Source organism: Kribbella sp. CA-293567 (genome assembly GCF_027627575.1).
Lineage (GTDB): Bacteria > Actinomycetota > Actinomycetes > Propionibacteriales > Kribbellaceae > Kribbella.
On the sequence record NZ_CP114065.1, the window covers coordinates 4,490,764 to 4,509,158 of the forward strand.

General features: G+C 67.8%; 15 protein-coding genes and 1 tRNA gene. 3 read left to right on the forward strand and 13 right to left on the reverse strand.

Features of this window, described 5'->3' with window-relative positions:
* Window positions 1-5 precede the first annotated feature (5 nt).
* On the reverse strand, window positions 6-1,769 hold the full coding sequence (locus tag OX958_RS20595; RefSeq protein ID WP_270130643.1) for an extracellular solute-binding protein: 1,764 nt from the start codon (window positions 1,767-1,769) through the stop codon (window positions 6-8).
* 151 nt (window positions 1,770-1,920) lie between these two features.
* Here OX958_RS20595 and OX958_RS20600 point away from each other — a divergent pair, with 151 nt between their 5' ends.
* A complete protein-coding gene (locus OX958_RS20600; protein WP_270130644.1) occupies window positions 1,921-2,391 on the forward strand; it encodes an NUDIX hydrolase in 471 nt (156 codons plus the stop codon).
* Between the two features lie 62 nt (window positions 2,392-2,453).
* Here OX958_RS20600 and polA read toward each other — a convergent pair whose 3' ends face one another.
* Window positions 2,454-5,165 carry a DNA polymerase I gene (gene polA / locus OX958_RS20605; protein ID WP_270139113.1) on the reverse strand — a complete coding sequence of 904 codons (2,712 nt, stop codon included), beginning with the start codon at window positions 5,163-5,165 and terminating at the stop codon, window positions 2,454-2,456.
* A 92-nt stretch (window positions 5,166-5,257) separates the two neighbouring features.
* Between polA and OX958_RS20610 the strand changes: the two genes are divergently transcribed.
* Window positions 5,258-5,686 (forward strand): hotdog fold thioesterase, encoded by a 429-nt coding sequence (locus OX958_RS20610; protein WP_270130646.1) that lies wholly within the window; start codon window positions 5,258-5,260, stop codon window positions 5,684-5,686.
* On the opposite strand, the gene OX958_RS20615 is transcribed toward OX958_RS20610, so the two are convergent.
* Entirely contained in the window at window positions 5,649-6,311 is a 663-nt protein-coding gene (locus tag OX958_RS20615) for a GNAT family N-acetyltransferase (RefSeq protein WP_270130648.1), read from the reverse strand. The genes OX958_RS20610 and OX958_RS20615 overlap by 38 nt on opposite strands.
* A gap of 152 nt (window positions 6,312-6,463) precedes the next feature.
* On the opposite strand from OX958_RS20615, the gene OX958_RS20620 reads away from it, so the two are divergent.
* Window positions 6,464-7,204 (forward strand): DUF554 domain-containing protein, encoded by a 741-nt coding sequence (locus OX958_RS20620; protein WP_270130650.1) that lies wholly within the window; start codon window positions 6,464-6,466, stop codon window positions 7,202-7,204.
* Between the two features lie 69 nt (window positions 7,205-7,273).
* Here the strand turns inward: OX958_RS20620 and OX958_RS20625 are convergent, their stop codons facing one another.
* From OX958_RS20625 to OX958_RS20670, 10 genes are all read right to left on the reverse strand, one after another.
* Window positions 7,274-7,990 (reverse strand): ABC transporter ATP-binding protein, encoded by a 717-nt coding sequence (locus tag OX958_RS20625; RefSeq protein WP_270130652.1) that lies wholly within the window; start codon window positions 7,988-7,990, stop codon window positions 7,274-7,276.
* The gene (locus OX958_RS20630; RefSeq protein WP_270130654.1) at window positions 7,987-8,868 is read right to left on the reverse strand and encodes an ABC transporter ATP-binding protein; all 882 of its coding nucleotides are present in this window, start codon (window positions 8,866-8,868) and stop codon (window positions 7,987-7,989) included. Before OX958_RS20630 ends, OX958_RS20625 begins: the two co-directional genes overlap by 4 nt.
* Window positions 8,865-10,550, reverse strand: a complete 1,686-nt coding sequence (locus tag OX958_RS20635; protein WP_270130656.1) for a branched-chain amino acid ABC transporter permease — start codon at window positions 10,548-10,550, stop codon at window positions 8,865-8,867. Before OX958_RS20635 ends, OX958_RS20630 begins: the two co-directional genes overlap by 4 nt.
* Entirely contained in the window at window positions 10,547-11,863 is a 1,317-nt protein-coding gene (locus OX958_RS20640; RefSeq protein WP_270130657.1) for a branched-chain amino acid ABC transporter permease, read from the reverse strand. Before OX958_RS20640 ends, OX958_RS20635 begins: the two co-directional genes overlap by 4 nt.
* A gap of 83 nt (window positions 11,864-11,946) precedes the next feature.
* The gene (locus tag OX958_RS20645) at window positions 11,947-13,188 is read right to left on the reverse strand and encodes a branched-chain amino acid ABC transporter substrate-binding protein (RefSeq protein WP_270130659.1); all 1,242 of its coding nucleotides are present in this window, start codon (window positions 13,186-13,188) and stop codon (window positions 11,947-11,949) included.
* 192 nt (window positions 13,189-13,380) lie between these two features.
* Window positions 13,381-13,914, reverse strand: coding sequence for an ANTAR domain-containing response regulator (locus OX958_RS20650; protein WP_270139114.1), 534 nt, complete (start codon window positions 13,912-13,914; stop codon window positions 13,381-13,383).
* 73 nt (window positions 13,915-13,987) lie between these two features.
* Window positions 13,988-14,731, reverse strand: a complete 744-nt coding sequence (locus OX958_RS20655) for a transcriptional regulator (RefSeq protein WP_270130660.1) — start codon at window positions 14,729-14,731, stop codon at window positions 13,988-13,990.
* A gap of 78 nt (window positions 14,732-14,809) precedes the next feature.
* Window positions 14,810-14,892: transfer RNA gene (locus OX958_RS20660), tRNA-Leu, on the reverse strand.
* Between the two features lie 178 nt (window positions 14,893-15,070).
* Window positions 15,071-16,513: a pyruvate kinase gene (pyk, locus tag OX958_RS20665; protein ID WP_270130661.1), complete on the reverse strand. Its 1,443-nt coding sequence runs from the start codon at window positions 16,511-16,513 to the stop codon at window positions 15,071-15,073.
* Between the two features lie 74 nt (window positions 16,514-16,587).
* Window positions 16,588-18,138: a metallophosphoesterase family protein gene (locus tag OX958_RS20670; RefSeq protein WP_270130662.1), complete on the reverse strand. Its 1,551-nt coding sequence runs from the start codon at window positions 18,136-18,138 to the stop codon at window positions 16,588-16,590.
* Between the last annotated feature and the right edge of the window lie 257 nt (window positions 18,139-18,395).

The window sequence follows — 18,395 nt, forward strand, 5'->3', positions numbered from 1 at the left end:
CGCCATCACCCCTGATAGGTCTCGTAGGCGGCCTGCTGGATCTCCAGATAGGGCCGCAGCCCGATCCTGCCGATGCGGTCGGTGTAGTCGCGCCACTGCCGGTCGTCGGACGGGTCGAGCTTGCCGGTGACGAACTTGGCCAGCGAGGTGGTCACCTCACCCTTGAGATTCAGCCCGATCTCCGCGTCCTGCGCCGCCTGGTCGGCCTCCAGGGTGACCGGCGGGAACTGCAGCTCCAGCGGTTGCTTGTAGGGAAACTGCTGGTCCCGGGTCTGGGTGTAGAGCGGCGACTCGAAGGTCGCCTTCCGGGGGTCCACCCGCTCGGACAGGCGGAAGTCGCCCGAGCGGTACATCACGCCGTACTGGTCCCAGGTCTTGCCCTTGGTGGCGTCGGAGTTCCAGGTGGAGTCGAAGCCGTAGATGGACTGCTTGCCGTTGATGCCCTTGTCGCCCTTGACCGACCAGCGGAAATCCGGTCCGGCGTAGGAGCGCAGTACTGCCTCGAGGTCCAGTTGGAAGTCGGCCCAGCGGACCAGCAGGTCGGGGCGCCGGCACTTGCGGGTGACGACGAGGGTGGAGACCTCCACGCCGACCTTGAGGTAGTCCCAGGCGGCGTACCGGGTGCCGTTCGGCCCTTCTAGCGGCGGGACGGTCGCGTACTGGTGCCAGCGCGCGTTCGGGTCGGTCTGGTCGATGGTGAGGAACGAGCCCCAGTAGTAGGCCCGCGCGCCGCCGATCACCGGAGCCCCGGGATTGTTGCCGTACCGGTTCATCTGGTCCTGGTCGGCGGTGAAGACGTCCTTGTTCAGCAGGCCGTCGGCGTACAGGCCGCGCAGGTACTTCAGCGCCTCGCGCCACTCGTCCTTGACGTAGTTGGCCTCGACCTTGCCGTCGTTGACCACCAGCCAGGGATCGCCGGGGTTGTAGAGGAAAGCGTTCATGAAATAGGTGTCCAGCGGTGCGTCCTTGAAGCCGGCGAACGGGACCGTCCGGCCGCGGCCGCCGGGATCCGCGCGCTTGAACGCGGTCAGCAGCTCGCGGAACTCGCCGGTCGTCGTCGGCATCGACAGGCCGACCTTGCGGATCCAGTCGGTGTTGAGGAAGGTCCGGCCGTTGGAGGCGCGGCAGTGGTAGCAGTCGTTGAGGTCGGGAAAGCTGTAGATGCTCTTGTCCGGCGAGACCATCAGCTTGCGCGCCTCGGGATAGTCCTTCAGCGCCGACTGCAGGTTCGGCGCGTACTTGTCCAGGTAGGGATCGAGGTCGACGAACAGGTTCTGCGCGCCGTACAGGTAGAGCTGGGAGCGGGTGAAGGTGATGCCGAGGAAGGCGTCCGGGATGTCGCCGGCGGCCATCATCGCGTTGACCTTCGTCATCGTCTCCGGGTCGTCCCCGTTGCCGGCCACCTGGCGGAACTCGATCCTGATCCCGGTCTGCTGCTGCATCCAGTGGGTGAAGGCGTTCTTGGACCAGTCGCCGACCGTCAGGTTCTGCGGAACGACCAGCGTGAAGGTGACCGGCTCGGTGACGATCGCGCGCTGCTCGCGGGCCACCGGTCCGACGTACCCAGGTGGGTAGTTGATTCCGGCCTTCTTCGCGCCGAGTTGGGCGGCCGGGGCGCTGAGGCTGTCGGGACTCGCGCCCACCGCCGCCTCGCTCGCACTGCAACCGCTCAGCACTCCGCCTGTACTGGCTGCGGCGGTGATTCCCAGTGCTCCGGCGACGAACGAGCGCCGCCGTACTCCGTCCTGCCGGGCTTGATCTTCTGACATCCCGCCTCCTGATGCCGATGATGAGATATCCGATAGGATCTCGGATTCTTGTCCGGCAGAATTGCACAGAACATCCGGCCAGGGAAGGGGTAGCGCTTTCCCGGTGCTTGTTTCAGGTCGTGAAATTCCACCGGCCTCTAGGCTCGGCGGTATGACGACGCCGAAGTTCATCCTTCACCTGCGCGAGAAGATCGGGCACGACCTGCTCTGGCTGACCGGCATCACCGGGGTCGTCCTGGACGACGAAGAACGCATCCTGCTGGCCCGCCGGCGCGACACCGGCCGGTGGTCGTTACCGGCCGGGATCCTCGAGCCGGGCGAGCAGCCGGCTCCCGGACTGCTGCGCGAGATCGAGGAGGAGACCGGCGTCGAGGCGGAGATCGTCCGCCTGCTCAGCATCGAGACGCTGCCGCCGAGCTGCTATCCCAACGGCGACCAGGTCCAGTTCCTCGATCTGACGTTCCACTGCCACGCCGTCCGTGGCGAAGCCCGGGTGAACGACGACGAGAACCTGGAGGTCGCCTGGTTCCCCCTCGACGACCTGCCACCGCTGCCCGAGCACAGTCTCGCCGTGATCGCCCAGGCCAAGACCGCCGGCGACCAACCACATTTCATCCGCTGAAACGCAGGACGACCTGCCGGGTGATCACCCAGCAGGTCGTCTCGTCACGAGCCTGGATCGACCTAGTGGGCGGCCTCGTGCCAGGTGCGGCCGACGCCGACCGAGACGTCCAGCGGGACGGTCATCTCGACCGCCGCGCCCATGTCCCGGCGGACCAGCTCCTCCAGCGCTTCGCGCTCGCCCGGCGCGATCTCGAAGACCAGTTCGTCGTGCACCTGCAGCAGCATCCGGGACTTCAGCCCGGACGACTTCAGCGACGCGTCCACCTTCAGCATCGCCAGCTTGATCACGTCGGCGGCCGACCCCTGGATCGGGGCGTTCAGCGCCATCCGCTCGGCCATCTCGCGCCGCTGCCGGTTGTCGCTGGTCAGGTCGGGCAGGTAGCGCCGGCGACCGAGGATCGTCTCGGTGTAGCCGCTCTTGCCGGCTTCGATCACGATGCTGCGCAGGTAGTCGCGGACACCGCCGAAGCCCTCGAAGTACTCGTCCATCAGGCCCTTGGCCTCGTCCACGCCGATCTTCAGCTGCTGGCTCAACCCGTACGCGGACAGGCCGTACGCCAGGCCGTAGTTCATCGCCTTGATCTTGGCGCGCATCTCCTGCGTCACCGCCCCCGGCTCCACCGAGAAGACCCGCGCCGCCGTCACCGAGTGGAAGTCCATCCCGGAGTTGAAGGCGTCGATCAGCCCCTGGTCCTCCGACACGTGCGCCATGATCCGCATCTCGATCTGGCTGTAGTCGGCCGACATCAGCGCCTCGAACCCCTCGCCGACCACGAACGCCTCCCGGATCCGGCGGCCTTCCTCGGTCCGGATCGGGATGTTCTGCAGGTTCGGGTCGGTCGAGCTCAGCCGCCCGGTCGCCGCGATCGTCTGGTTGAACGTGGTGTGGATCCGCGCGTCGACCGGGCTGATCGTCTTCAGCAGTCCCTCGACCGTCTGCCGCAGCCGGGTCGCGTCCCGGTGGGCCAGCAGGTAGGCCAGGAAGGGGTGCTCGGTCTTCTCGAACAGCGACTGCAGCGAGTCCGCGTCGGTCGTGTAGCCGGTCTTGGTGCGCTTGGTCTTCGGCATCTGCAGCTCGTCGAACAGCACCACCTGCAGTTGCTTGGGCGAGCCGAGGTTGATCTCCTTGCCGATCACCTCGTACGCCGCCGTGGCCGCTTCCCGGACGCCAGTGGCGAACCTCGCCTCGAGCTCCTCCAGGTAGGTCCGGTCGACCGAGATGCCGTCCCGCTCGAGCCCCGCGATCACGTCGATCAGCGGCAGCTCGACGTCGGCCAGCAGCGCCGTACCGGCCTGCTTCTCCAGCTCCTCGTCGAGCGTGTCGGCCAGATCGGCGATCGCCCGGGCGCGCAGCATCGTCGCGTCGGCGGCCGGGCCGCCCTCGACGTCGTCGAAGCTGAGCTGACCGTTCTCGACCTCCTCGGTGCGCAGTTCGCGTTTCAGGTACCGCACTGTCAGGTCGGCCAGGTCGTACGACCGCTGGTCCGGACGGGCCAGGTACGCGCTGAGCTGGGTGTCGGAGGTGAGCCCGCCGAGCGACCAGCCGCGCTCCAGGAAGCCGAGCAGCGGACCCTTCGCGTCGTGCAGCGCCTTCGGCTGGTTCTTGTCGGCCAGCCAGGCCTGCCAGGCCGCGTCGTCGTCCGGCGTCAGCGCGGCCGGGTCGAACCAGGCCGCCGCGCCCGACGACGTGGCCAGCGCGAGGCCGGTGATCTCGCCGGTCCCCCGGCCCCAGCTGCCCTGGACGGCGACGCCGGTGCGGGCGCCGGTGGAGACGTGCTCCTTGATCCAGGCACCGACCTCACCCGGCTTCAGCTGCGAACCGTCGAGGTCGAACCCGTCTTCGATCGTCTCCTCGACCTGCTCGTGCTCGGCCACCAGCCGCTCGCGCAGTACCCGGAACTCCAAGCTGTCGAACAAGGTGTGCACCTTGTCGCGGTCCCACGGGTGCCGGACCAGGTCGTCGACCGAGACGTCCAGGGTCAGGTCGCGGACCAGCTCGTTGATCTGCCGGTTCCGGATCACGTCGGACAGGTGTTCGCGCAGCGACTCCCCGGCCTTGCCCTTGATCTCGTTGACCCGGTCGATCAGGTCGTTCAGCGAACCGAACTGGTTCAGCCACTTCGCGGCGGTCTTGTCGCCGACGCCGGGAACGCCGGGCAGGTTGTCGCTCTTCTCCCCCACCAGCGCGGCCAAGTCCGGGTAGAGCCGCGGGGGGATGCCGTACTTTGCCTCGACCGCGGCCGCGTCCATCCGGGCGATCTCGGAGACGCCGCGCTTGGGGTACAGCACCGTCACGTTGTCGTTGATCAGCTGGAACGAGTCGCGGTCGCCGGAGCTGATCAGCACCTCGAAGCCCCGCTCGTCCCCCTGGGTCGCGAGGGTGGCGATGATGTCGTCGGCCTCCCAGCCGTCGATCTCGGTGGTCGGGATGCGGAGCGCCTCCAGCACCTCCTTGACCAGCGAGACCTGCCCCTTGAACTCGTCCGGGGACTTCGACCGGCCGGCCTTGTACTCCGTGTACTGCTCGGCGCGGAAGGTCTTGCGGGACACGTCGAACGCGACACAGATGTGGGTCGGCTGCTCGTCGCGGAGCATGTTGATCAGCATCGAGGTGAACCCGTACACCGCGTTGGTGTGCTGACCGGTGCTGGTGGAGAAGTTGTCCACCGGTAGCGCGTAGAAGGCGCGGTACGCGAGCGAGTGCCCGTCCAGCAGCAGGAGCCGCGGTCGCGCGGTGGAGTCGCCCACCGGCGTCGCCGGATCCTTGGTCATCGTCGGGGAGTCTGTTTCAGGAGCCACGGAAAGACTCTAGTGGACCCCACGGACAGTTTCTGCACGCACGGAGGCTCACGTAGCCTGCTGTCATGAGTGACGAGAACACAGCCGCCGACCTGCCGCCGGGAATGGGGACGGAGGGGACGCTGCTCGAGTTGATGGGCATCGTGGTGACCGAGGCGACCCCGGACCGGGTCGTCGCGACCATGCCCGTCAAGGGAAACGTCCAGCCGTACGGGTTGCTGCACGGCGGCGCGTCCTGTGTGCTGGCCGAGAGTCTCGGCTCGATCGGCTCCGCGCTGCACGCCTCGGCGTACGGGAAGGTGGCGGTCGGCGTCGACATCAACGCGACCCACCACCGGGCGGTTCGCGACGGCGTCGTCACCGGTGTGGCCACGCCGGTCTACCTCGGCCGGACCACCACGTCGTACGAGATCGTCATCACCGACGACCGGGACAAGCGGGTCTGTACCGCGCGGATCACTTGCCAGCTGATTCAGGCGCCGCCGGGAGCGTGACCTGCTCGCGGTCCACGTCGCCGAACTCCGCGTCGTCGTGACCGCCGGTCATCGGCGACCGGGCCAGCTGCGCGCGGCGGGCCATCACGGAACGGCGGGACGACAGCAGGGCCAGCAGGTTCGGCGCGTGCTCGGCCGCGAGCCTGCGCCGTACGGTGTGGGTGCTCGCGAAGCGCAGTACGCCGGCTTGCCCGAGGCCCAGCCGGGCCAGGAACCGGTTCGCCTCACGGGCGACGGGCGGCGCGACGACGGCCAGGTGCGGGCAGTTCTCGTGCTCGGCCCAGGCCGCGGCCTCGGCGATCAGCGCCTTGCCCAGGCCGTGCCGGCGGGCGTGGTCGCTGACGTGCAGGTACTCGACCGTCACGGTGACCTCGTCGTGCAACGGGCTGATCGGGGTCTGGCGCAGATAGGCCATTCCGCCCAGCACCCCGTCGATCTCGCCGACCACCAGCCGGCCGGCCGGATCCAGCGCGTGCTTGCGCACCGACGCCTCGGCGGACTGCACGGACGGCGCCGCCAGCAACCGGGCTTGGTGTCCGGTCCCGACCGCCATCTCCCGCCACAGCGTGACCAGAGCTTCGGCGTCGTCGGGGCGGGCGTCGCGCACCTCGATGGCTGGTGCCACGTGGCCCTCCTAGATTTCTGCTCCACCCCCGAGGTGAACGGCTCTGAGCCGATACGCTCATCCCCCGCGCAACAGTAGGGCTTCCGGAGTCACTTGCAAAGCTGTGACCCACCCACGCCGGGCCGGCCGCGCACCGAATCAGGAGACCAGGTTTGTTCATCGGAATCGGTACTGTCGTGAACGTCGCGACGGTCCTCGTCGGCTCGGCACTCGGCGTACTCATCGGCCATCGGTTGAGTCACCGGACCCGGGACCTGGTCACCGACGCGCTCGGTCTGGTCACCCTGCTGATCGCGATCACGTCGGCACTCACCGTGGGCGAAGCGGCCCTGAGCGACGCGGTCGGCGACAGCGCGCCGGTACTGATCGTGCTCGGCGCGATGCTGATCGGCGGGATCACCGGATCGCTGCTGCGGATCGAGCAGCGGCTGGAGGGGTTCGGTGCCTGGCTGCAGCGGCGGTTCAGCCGGGGTGACGGCGAGAGCACCTTCGTCGAGGGTTTCGTGACGGCGTCGATGGTGTTCTGCGTCGGCCCGTTGACGTTCCTGGGCGCGCTGTCCGACGGGCTGGGGCGCGGTGCCGATCAGTTGTTGCTCAAGGCCGTGCTGGACGGCTTCGCCTCGATCGCCTTCGCCGCCTCGCTGGGGTGGGGCGTGGCCGCCTCCGCACTGGTCGTGCTGGTCATCCAGGGGCTGATGACGGCCGTCGGCGCAGTACTGGGTGATGTGTTGCCCGAGGCCCATGTGATCGCTCTGGGAGCCACTGGCGGCCTGCTGCTGATCGGTGTCGCCCTCCGGCTGCTGAAGATCAAGCAGATCGCGGTCGCCGACCTGCTGCCGGCCCTGGTCGTGGCGCCGCTGCTGGTCCAGCTCCTGGTGGCCGTCCGCAACTGATTCGTTGTCAACGGCAAGGAGCCCCGGTCTCGCGACCGGGGCTCCGAGCAACTTCTCGTACGGCGAACGCTAGTCCTCGCCGAGGTACGCCTTGCGCACGTCGTCGTTGACCAACAACTCCCGGCCCGAGCCGGCCAGCACGATCTTGCCCACCTCGAGCACGTAGCCGTAGTCGGCCCGCTTGAGCGCCGCCTGGGCGTTCTGCTCGACCAGCAGGATGGTGGTGCCCTGCTTCTGCAGCTCGGTGACCGTCGACATGATCCGCTTCATCATGATCGGCGACAACCCCATCGACGGCTCGTCCAGCATCAGCAGCTTGGGCTTGCTCATCATCGCGCGGCCCATCGCCAGCATCTGCTGCTCACCACCGGAGAACGTTCCGGACGGCTGCTTGCGGCGCTCCCCCAGGATCGGGAACAGGTCGTACGCCGCCTGCAGGTCCTTGCGGATCGCCGCGTGGTCGTTGCGGGAGAACGCGCCGAGCAGCAGGTTCTCCTCCACCGACAGCCGGGGGAAGATCCGCCGGCCCTCCGGTGAGTGCGCCAGGCCCATCGTGACGATCTCGTGGGCCGGCGTCTGGTCGATCCGCTGACCCTGGAAGAGGATCTCGCCGTGGGTCGGACGGATCAGCCCGGAGATGGTCCGCAGGGTGGTCGTCTTGCCGGCACCGTTGGTGCCGATCAGCGAGACGACCTGGCCCTGCTCGACCGAGAAGCTGATCCGCTTGACGGCCACGATCTTGCCGTAGGCAACTTCCAGGTCCCGGACCTCGAGCATCGCGGTCATGGCTTGCCCTCCTGCTCGGCGACGGTGCTGTCCTGGAGGTGGGCCGAGCTGACGTCCACCTCGTCCTCGTCGTCGTCGTCGCCCGTTCCGATGTAAGCCTCGATCACGCGCGGGTCGGACTGCACCTCACCCGGGCTGCCCTCGATCAGGGCCTCGCCGCGGACCAGGCAGAGCACCCGGTCGCACAGGTTGAAGATGAAGCGCATGTCGTGCTCGATCACCACCACCGACAGACCGGAGTCCCGGATCTTGAAGATCAGGTCACTGGCCTGCTTGGTCTCCTGCGGATTCATCCCCGCCGTCGGCTCGTCCAGCAGGATGAGCTTCGGGTCGGTGGCCAGCGCGCGGGCGATCTCGAGCCGCCGCTGGTCGCCGTAGGGCATGTTGCGGGCCAGGTGCTCGGCGGACCGGCCGAGCCCGACGAAGTCCAGCAGCTCCTGGGCCCGGGCCCGGGTGGCCTTCTCCTCGCGCCGGAACTTCGGCCCGCGCAGGACCGAGGTGAGCGCGCCCGCGCTGGTCCGGCAGTAGCGGCCGACCATCACGTTCTCCAGCGCGGTCATGTTCGCGAACAGCCGGATGTTCTGGAACGTCCGGGCCATTCCCGCCTTGACGACCGCCCGCGGCTTGGGCGGCAGCGGCGTACCGGCGAACCGGACCACCCCGCTGGTCGGCTTGTACAGCCCGGTCAGGCAGTTGAAGAAGGTCGTCTTGCCGGCCCCGTTCGGGCCGATCAGGCCGACGATCTCGCCCTCGCGGACGGTCAGGTTCACGTCGTTGACCGCCAGCAGACCACCGAACCGCATGGTCACGCCGGTGGCCTCCAGCACCGTTGCACCGAAGACCGGAGCGGTCTTGGCTGTTTCGTCGGTGACGGTCATTTCGCCTCCTCGACCAGTTCGTTCTCGATGGCCACCGCGAGCTCCTCGTCCTCTTCGTGGAACTCCAGCTGCCGTCGCCTGCTGGCCACCAGCCCCTCGGGCCGGAACCGCATCATCAGCACCAGCAGCAACCCGAACAGCAGCAGCCGGTACTCCGAGAAGAACCGCAGCTTCTCCGGCAGCAGCTTCAGGATGGTCGCGCCCAGCAGCACGCCGGCGATGGTGCCCATACCGCCGAGCACGACCGCCGCGAGCAGGAACGCCGACTCCAGGAAGATGTACTGGTCGGGGCTGACGGCAACGTCCTGGTGCGCCTTGATCGTGCCGGCCAGACCGGCCAGGAACGCACCGATCACGAACGCCAGGATCTTCAGCCCGAAGACGTTCACGCCCATCGCCTCGGCGGCCTTCTCGTCCTCGCGGATGGCGACCCAGCCGCGGCCGATCCGGCTGTCGTTCAGCCGGGCGAAGACCAGGATGACGAAGCCGATCAGGATCAGCAGCAGGAAGTAGTAGTTCGAGAAGCGGCCGAGCTCGAGGCCGGCGACGGTGTGCTCGTCGCCGAAGTTGAAGCTGCCGACCTGGAGCTCCGGGATGGCGGGGATACCGTTCGGGCCGTTGGTCAGCAGCGGACCGTTGGTGCCGTCCAGGTTGAACATCGCCAGCCGGAAGATCTCACCGAAGCCCAGCGTCACGATGGCCAGGTAGTCACCCGAGACCCGCAGCGTCGGCGAACCGATGATCAGGCCCAGGGTGGCGGCCACGCAGCCACCGATCAGTACCACGACCGGGAACGGCGGGTGCCAGTCGATGGTCGCGAACGCCGACTCCGACAGCATCGCGGCGACGTACGCGCCGGAGCCGAGGAAGGCGATGTAGCCCAGGTCGAGCAGACCGGCCAGACCGACGACGATGTTCAGGCCCATCGCGGTGGCCGCGAAGATCAGCACCTGGGTCGCGATCGACATGTTCGCGTCCGACCCGCCCTGGGTGAAGGGGAAGAAGAACGCCACCGCGAAGGCGGCCAGTGTCAGCACCTTCTTGTGCCGCTGCGCGACGTGGCCGAACCAGCTCATCACCCCGGTCCGGAACAGCACCGTGATCACGCCGCCGATGAAGACCAGGCAGAGCACGAACGACCAGGCGTCGGTCAGGCCCAGCGAGAACGCGGCGCCGAACAGGATCGCCGCCATCATCAGCGAGATGGCGAGGATCTCCACCCAGCCGGGCAGTCTCGCCCGGCTGAGGTCGTGCAACTGCCGCAGCGGCAGCATCCGCGAACCGACCAGCAGCAGGAGCGCGCCGGCCAGGCTGACGTAGCCACCCGGGTTGACGTTGATCAGCCCGTCGGACTCCAGCGAGATGGCGGCCAGCACCATCACCATGTACAGCGTCAGCACCAGGCCGAGCACCCGCAGGCCCAGGGTCGCGTCCAGCCAGCGGCCGAGCCCGTTCTGCAACGGGCCCTTCTCGGCCAGCAGCAGGATCAGCGCCAGCACCGCCAGGATGATCGTGAGGATCTGCAGCGAGCCGGGGAAGAAGTTGATCGACAGGTCGCCGAGGATCGAACCGTCGTAGCTCCACGACAGGAACGATCCGGCGATCACCAGCGCCACACCGGCCAGGCCGAGCGGCCAGGCCGCGGTCGGCGCGGGGGTGCGCGTGGTCAGGTCGTTGCTCATGCGCGGTCCACCACCCTTGCTCCGAGAAGACCTTGCGGCCGGAAGACCAGTACCAGGATCAGGATGGCGAAGGCCCAGACGTCCTTCCAGGAACTACCGCCGAACTGACCGGGGATGTACTGCGTGGCGAGGGTCTCGACCACGCCGAGCACCAGACCACCCAGCAGGGCGCCCTGGATGTTGCCGATCCCGCCCAGCACGGCGGCGGTGAACGCCTTCAGGCCGGCCAGGAAGCCCATCCGGAACTCGATGTTGTTGTTCTGGAAGCCTTGCGAGATCCCCGCCACCGCGGCCAGCGCCGCGCCGAGCGCGAAGGCGACCACGATGATCCGGTCGACGTTGATCCCCATCAGCCGGGCGGTGTCCGGGTCCTGCGAGACCGCCTGCATGCCCCGGCCGAGCCGGGTGCGGTTGATGAAGTACCACAGCAGCACCGAGCAGATCGCCAGCGCCAGGATCGTGAAGACCGCCGAGCGCTGGATGGTGACGCCGCCGACCTGGAGGGCCTGGCCGGTCACCACGTCGATCTGCGGGAACGGGATCCGCTGCTTCGCGCTGGGCCACTCGATGGAGGCGATCAGTTCCTTGTAGATCAGCCAGCCGAGTTCCATCAGCACCGTCGACACCGCGGTGATCGCGACCAGTGACCTGGTCAGCGCCTGCGAACGCGTGGCGCCGCCCCGAAGGCGGGCGACCAGGAAGCCGGCCGCCGTACCGAGCACGACACCGCCGACGACGACACCGGCCGAGACCAGGAACGACAGGTCGGGAGCCGACAGCCGGGCACCGGCCCAGATCACGGTGGCGACCACCGCGGCCACGATCAGCGGCTCACGGTCCTGCCACTTGGTGATCGGGTGGTTCAGCGACACGGTGGTGAGCCGGGCGGCGACCACCCAGGCCACGCCGACCGAGAGCGCCACCAGCACCGGCACGGTCCAGTTCGGGCGTTCGTAGAAGATCCGGACGAACTCCTGCAGGAACACCGAGATGCCGATCGCGGTGATCAGCGGTGCCAGCCGTGGCGCGTTCCGCAGGGGACGGTACGCGACACGTTCCATCAGCACCGCGGTTCCCACCGAGGCGATGACGGCACCGATCAGCATGACCGGCAGGATCCACAGGCCGGTCTGGCCGTCGAAGAACAACAGGTACGTCGTCAGTGCGCCGAACGCACCGATCATGAAGACCTCGCCATGGGCGAAGTTGATGAGCTGCACGATGCCGTAGACGACGGTGTACCCGACCGCGATCAAGGCGTACAGCGATCCGAGAGTCAGCCCGTTCACGAGCTGCTGAAAGAACTGGTCCACGTCGACCTCCCAACTGACTTAGTTTTCGACATGCCACGGGGGTGGGACGTTTCGGCGTCCCACCCCCGGGGTCATGAGGTCGACTACTTGGTCTCGAAGTCCTTGGTCTCGACCGTCGCCCACTTGGCGGCGTCGACCTTGTAGACGGTCAGCACCTTGGAAGTGGTGTCACCGTACTGGTCGAAGGAGACCTTGCCGGTGACGCCGTCGAAGGAGACCTTGCCGAGGGCATCGACGGTGGCCTGGCGGGCCGACTCGACGTCCTTGGCGTCCTTCAGGGAGGTCTTCAGTGCGTTGATGATCGCGTTGGCCGCGTCGTAGGAGTAGCCGCCGTACGCGGCGTAGGGCTCCTTGAAGCCGGCCGCGTTGTAGTCCTCGACGAACTTCTTGGCCGAGGGCAGCGTGTCGACCGGCGCACCGACCGAGGTGGCCAGGTCGTTGGTGCTGCTCTTACCACCCAGCTGGATGAACTTGGGGTCGTAGATGCCGTCGCCACCCATCAGCGGGACGTTCAGGCCGGCGGCCTTCATCTGCTGCGACAGCGGACCGGCCTGCGGGTACTCGCCGCCGTAGTACACGGCCTGCGGGGCCGAGGGCTTGATCGCCGAGATGACCGCGGTGAACTGCGCGTCGTCGGGGTTGATGGTCTCGGCCGCTACGACCTGACCGCCCAGCTTCTTGAACTCTTCGGTGAAGGTGCCGGCCAGGCCCTGGCCGTACGCCTTCTTGTCGTGGATCGTGGCGACCTTGGTGATCTTGGCCGTCTCGAACAGGTAGCGCGCCGCGAACGGGCCCTGGACCGCGTCCGTGGTGCAGGTGCGGAAGTACGTCGGGTACGGCCGCTTCGGGTTCTTCTGCCAGTCGGCGCCCTGGGTCAGACCGGGGCCGGTGTTGGCCGGGGAGACCTGGACGATGTTCTTCGGCGCGAGGACCGGCTGGACCTGCTGGCTGGTGCTGGTGTTCAGGGTGCCGACGACGCCGATCACGTTCGCGTCGGAGGCGAGCGCGGTGGCGGCGTTCTTGCCGACGTCGGGCTTGGCCTCGTCGTCCTTCGCGTCGACCTCGAGCTTCCAGCCCGGGATCGCGTTGCTGTCGTTGGCCTGCTTGACGGCCAGCTCGACCGAGTGCTGGATACCCAGACCCAGCGCCGACAGGTCTCCGGACAGAGGCGCGATGACGCCGATCTTGGCGGTCTTCGTCGAGCTGTCGGAGCCACCACCGTTGTCGTCGCCGCTGCGTGAACCGCAGGCAGTCAGGGCCAACGACGCAACGATCAGCGACGCGCCGACCCGTACTACGGAACGCTGCTGCACTGTTCCTCCCATGTCTGGATAGTCCGAGCGAACCCCCGGACTCCCGCGAATGCCGCGAGCACCCGCAGGTTAGACCTCCGGACGCACCACAAGCGAACGTCACGCAGCGTGTGTTGTGAGGTCGTTACCCCCGTAAGCAGCATGAGCACCAGTGACGACTGTTAACGCTGCTTCCGGGCCCGATCCGGGTGGACAGAGAGTGATTCAGCCGTCACTACCCGCCTCGTCGACCACCAGCTCGGCGACCTGCCGCATGGAGACTCTCTTGTCCATCGCGGTCTTCTGGATCCACCGGAACGAGTCCGGCTCGGACAGCCCGAACTTGGTCTGCAGCACCGACTTGGCCCGGTCGACCAGCTTGCGCGTCTCCAGCCGCTCCGACAGATCGGCGACCTCGCGCTCGAGCTCGGCCAGTTCGACGTACCGGGAAGCGGCGATCTCGATCGCCGGCAGCAGATCGGCTTTGGAGAACGGTTTCACCAGATAGGCCATCGCGCCCGCGTCCCGGGCCCGCTCGACCAGCTCGCGCTGCGAGAACGCCGTCAGCATCAGCACCGGCGCGATCCGCTCCCCCGCGATCTTCTCCGCCGCGCTCAACCCGTCCAGCTTCGGCATCTTGACGTCGAGGATCACCAGATCCGGCCGATGCTCGATCGCCAGCCGGATGGCCTCCTCGCCGTCCCCGGCCTGGCCGACCACGTCGTACCCCTCCTCGGCCAGCATCTCGGCCAGATCCATCCGGATCAGAGCTTCGTCCTCGGCAATCACGACCCGCTTAGCATTCACACGCCTCACCTTATCGAGCCCGGCCTCAGCTCTTGCCGCCGACAAACCGATCCAGCGCGTCGACTCCCGCTCTACGGCTGACGGCAACCACGTTCACCCGGGGCTTCCGCCAGGGAATACCCAATAAATCCAAGGCATCCGTGAGTATGTTCCGGATGTCGTCGGACTCGTTCGAGAACATGTAACGGATGTAGTGGTAGCGCTTCGTCCCACCATCCACCGTCGGCTTGCTCGCCCAGTTGACGAAGCGGCAGCCGTCCGAATGGAACAGCCCCCGCACCAGCTGTTCGGGGTACTTGGCAACTATCTCCTGCTGCCAGCCCGCCAGCTCGATCCTCCGCAGATGCTTCCGCCCCGGCCCATGCTGAGGAAACAGACACGGCCAGTGCTTCCACCGCACCTCGATCCGCGTATAGCTCGCCGTCTTACTGCCCCTCAGACACGGGCTACCCGTCGGCTTGACCATCCGCATCGTCGCGGCGATCTCCTGAGTCAACTCCGGATACCGATCGTCGTTCGCGATCTGGAGTGTGAACACTTCCCGTCGCGCCTCGGCAATGGACCCATCGCCCAGATACCACCCCAACAGCAGCGCGTACGCCGCCTCATCGAGGTCGGCCCCATCGCACCGAGGACACGGCGTCGGCCGAAACCCTTGCCCCCTAGGCAGCCCCAGCTCCTGGTACTGCCGCCGCCACCGTTTGATCGTCTTGACCGCGACCTCATGAATCTGGGCGTTGACCCGGTCGCTCACCCCGGCGTCGGACATGCGCAACGCGGAGTCGACGGTCTCCTGAGACCGAAAGTGCGGCATACCTCATGGTGGCGCCGGCCACCGACATTTCTGTGCCGGGTGTGGGATTCGAACCCACACGCCCTTGCGAGCAACGGATTTTGAGTCCGTCGTGTCTGCCATTCCACCAACCCGGCGAGGTCGCAGAAGAACTTTAGCGGTACGAGGGCCGGATCCCGCTATCGGCCCCTTCCCGATCCACCGTGTCGCGCCGGCTCCCTCATCACCAACTACTCTTAGTCACCCGCCGGCACGACGAACGACCGAAGCGGCCGGTCGGGTGACCGGCCGCTTCGGCTGTAGCTCTGGATCGGGTCAGTCGCGGTACGCCGGGGCTATGCCGCCGATGGCGTCGCCCATGCGGTGGACGCGCAGGGCGTTGGTGGAGCCGGGGATGCTGGGCGGGGAGCCGGCCACGATGACGACCAGGTCGCCCTTCTGCAGCTTGCCGAGTTCCAGCAGGCGCTGGTCGACCTGGCGGACCATGTCGTCGGTGTGCTCGACGGTCGGGACGATGTGGGTCTCGATGCCCCAGACGACGCTCAGCCAGGCGCTGACCGACGGGACCGGGGTGAAGGCCAGGACCGGGATCTCGGTGCGGTAGCGGGCCAGGCGCAGGGCGGTGTCGCCACTCTGGGTGAAGGCGACCAGGTACTTCGCTTCCATTCGCTCGGCGACGTCGGCCGCCGCCTTGGCGATCACGCCGCCCTTGGTGCGGGGCTCCCAGTCGATCTCGGCGACCCGGCCGAGGCCGTGCTGCTCGGTCGACGCCACGATCCGGCCCATCGTCTTGACGGTCTCGATCGGGAACCGGCCGACGCTGGTCTCACCGGACAGCATCACCGCGTCGGCGCCGTCGAGGACGGCGTTGGCGACGTCGGACGCCTCGGCCCGGGTCGGCCGCGGCGCGGAGATCATCGACTCCAGCATCTGGGTGGCGACGATCACCGGCTTCGCGTTCAGCCGGGCCTGGTCGATGATCAGCTTCTGCACCAGCGGGACCTCCTCCAGCGGGAGCTCCACGCCGAGGTCACCGCGGGCGACCATGAAGCCGTCGAAGGCCTCGATGATCTCGTCCAGGTTGGCGACCGCCTGCGGCTTCTCGATCTTGGCGATCACCGGCACCCGGTGACCCTCCTCCTGCATGATCTTGTGCACGGCCTGGATGTCGGCCGCGCGCTGCACGAACGACAGCGCGATCATGTCGGCCGGCAGGTGCAGCGCCCAGCGCAGGTCCTCCGCGTCCTTCTCGGACATCGCCGGCACACTCACCGTGACGCCTGGCAGGTTGATGCCCTTGTTGTTCGACACCGGGCCGCCGACCTGCACGCGGCAGATCACGTCGGTCTCGGTCACCTCCTCGGCGACCAGGGCGATGCGGCCGTCGTCGATGAGCAGCTGATCACCGGGGCTGACGTCGCCGGGCAGTCCGTGGTACGTCGTACCGCAGATGGTGACGTCACCGGGAACCTCCCGGTTGGTGATGGTGAAGCGCTCGCCGTAGGTCAGCGTGACCTTGCCTTCGGCGAACTCCGCCAGCCGGATCTTCGGGCCCTGCAGGTCGACGAGGATGCCGACGTTCTTGCCGGTCTCCTCTGCTGCAGCGCGAATCCGGTGGTAGATGCGCTCGTGCTCGGCGTGGGCGCCGTGGCTCAGGTTCAGCCGAGCGACGTCCATACCAGCTTGGACGAGTTCCAGGATGCGCTCCGGGGCGGCCGTAGCCGGGCCGAGCGTACAAACGATCTTTGCGCGACGCACGTCACAAAACCCTACTCCTACAAGACCACTGCGCCGGTGGTCCGCCCCCTGTTACTGCCCGGTCAACGACCGGTTCAGGCGGGAAGCGGCTTGTACGGACCAACGGTGACCTCGCCGGTCAGCTCCGCGACCACCGTCTGCAGCCCGGTCGGCCGGCCCTTCACGTACGTCACCAGCGTGACCTGGCCCGGCCGCCGCAGCGTGTACCCCAGAGCGAACGCGTACGCCGCTCCGCCGGTAGTCCCGTTGGTGAAGGTCGTGACTGATCGCCCGCCGACCGTCTTGGTGTCCGGCCCGACCTGCCGATGCAGGTGCCCGGACAGCAGCAACGACGCGCATCCCCGGCTGGCGGTGTCCTGGAAAGACGACGGATCGTGGACGAGCATGGTCGAGATCGGCTCGTCCTCCGGCTGGTCGCAGGCCACGTCGGCCAGCCGCTTGGACTGCTCCGCGATGGTCTCGTCGCCCGCGCTGTCGGCGCTGCCGAGACCGGTCCGGGTCGGGTCGCTGTCGCCCAGGAAGCGAATCCCCTCGATCTCCACCGGCTTGCTGTCGAGCACGGTGAACTTGTTCTTCCGCATCGCGTCCTCGATGTGCCCGCCGGCGTCGTGGTTGCCCGCGACCGCGACCACCTTGAGGTCCCGGAAGTGCTGCGCCAGCGAGTTGATGCTGAACACCTCCCACGCCTGCCCCGACGACGAGTCGTCGCCGGCGTCGATCAGCACCTTCGCGCCGGCCACCTTGGCGACCTCGGCGGCGAACGGGTCCATCCCGATGTTGTCGTGCCGGTCCGAGACCAGCAGCGCGATGGTCTCCCCCTCCGCCGCCTGGTGGATCCGGCCGCCCACCCGGCTGACCCGGTCGCGGAGCTGCCCGTAGAACTCGGTCGACCGCTCGTAGGTCTCGACCGCGGTCTTGATGATCCCGATCCCGCCGGTGGTGGAGAAGCCGGAGGCGACCTCGACGGTCTTCAGCCGCTCGTCGAAGGACAGTTCGGGCAGCAGCTTGGACAGCGGCTGCCACTCGGTCGGCGGCGTCTCCGGGGTCCGCATCCGGCCCGGCCCGAAGATCGAGGCGATCGTGATCAGCATCGCCACCAGGACGACGATCGCGCGGTGCTGGACCCGGCGTTCGGAGTTGTGTACCGCGACCCAGAGCTCGCGGCGGCGACGCGGGCCGACCATCGCCCAGGCGGTCGCCACCACCACCGCGACCAGCAGTCCCGAGCCGGCGCCCGCGACCGCGTTGTCGACCGCCATCTCGCGGATCACCTCGCGGATGCGGGCGATCTCACCGTCGGGCTGGGAGGCGATCAACGCGTCCCGGGTGAGCAGCTCGTTCAGGTTGTCGGCGTCGGTCTCCTGGATGTCGATGTTGATCCCGAGACCGCCCGGCAGATCGGTCGGCAACCGCAGCCGCGGCAGTACCGCGCCGAGGTCGAGCGTCGCGTGCCCGTCGAAACTCGGCGAGACGTTGGCGGCGTGCGCGCCGATGGTGACCCGCTCGGAGTCGTTGCCGAAACCGAGCAGCCCGACCGAGGCCGACACCACCAGCCAGAGCAGTACCAGCGCACCCCACGGCGCCGCTTTGCGGAGCCGGGCCCTTGTCACCAGCGGTCCAGACACAGGCTCCAACCTATTGCGCGGAATCAAACGGAAGGCATCACGGCGCGCGGTTCAGCCCGTCCCCGCAGAAGTTCGCTGTCGCGCCGCACTCGAGTGGGGTGGTTACCCCGGGCGGAGGTGGGTTACCCCCGGTACGAACCGGGGGTAACCCACCCGTACTGGGGGTGACCACCCGTACCGGGGGATAACCCGTACCGGGGGTAACCCACCCGTACCGGGGGGCAACCCACCCGTACTGGGGGGTAACCCACCCCTAG

Bases quoted from the DNA above. Each gene is read 5' to 3' on its own strand.
- OX958_RS20595 (WP_270130643.1), bottom strand. From the start codon at position 1,769: ATGTCAGAAGATCAAGCCCGGCAGGACGGAGTACGGCGGCGCTCGTTC.
- OX958_RS20630 (WP_270130654.1), bottom strand. From the start codon at position 8,868: ATGACCGTCACCGACGAAACAGCCAAGACCGCTCCGGTCTTCGGTGCA.
- OX958_RS20655 (WP_270130660.1), bottom strand. From the start codon at position 14,731: ATGTCCGACGCCGGGGTGAGCGACCGGGTCAACGCCCAGATTCATGAG.
- polA (WP_270139113.1), bottom strand. From the start codon at position 5,165: ATGACCAAGGATCCGGCGACGCCGGTGGGCGACTCCACCGCGCGACCG.
- OX958_RS20650 (WP_270139114.1), bottom strand. From the start codon at position 13,914: ATGGATCTGGCCGAGATGCTGGCCGAGGAGGGGTACGACGTGGTCGGC.
- OX958_RS20600 (WP_270130644.1), top strand. From the start codon at position 1,921: ATGACGACGCCGAAGTTCATCCTTCACCTGCGCGAGAAGATCGGGCAC.
- OX958_RS20625 (WP_270130652.1), bottom strand. From the start codon at position 7,990: ATGACCGCGATGCTCGAGGTCCGGGACCTGGAAGTTGCCTACGGCAAG.
- OX958_RS20610 (WP_270130646.1), top strand. From the start codon at position 5,258: ATGAGTGACGAGAACACAGCCGCCGACCTGCCGCCGGGAATGGGGACG.
- OX958_RS20635 (WP_270130656.1), bottom strand. From the start codon at position 10,550: ATGAGCAACGACCTGACCACGCGCACCCCCGCGCCGACCGCGGCCTGG.
- OX958_RS20645 (WP_270130659.1), bottom strand. From the start codon at position 13,188: ATGGGAGGAACAGTGCAGCAGCGTTCCGTAGTACGGGTCGGCGCGTCG.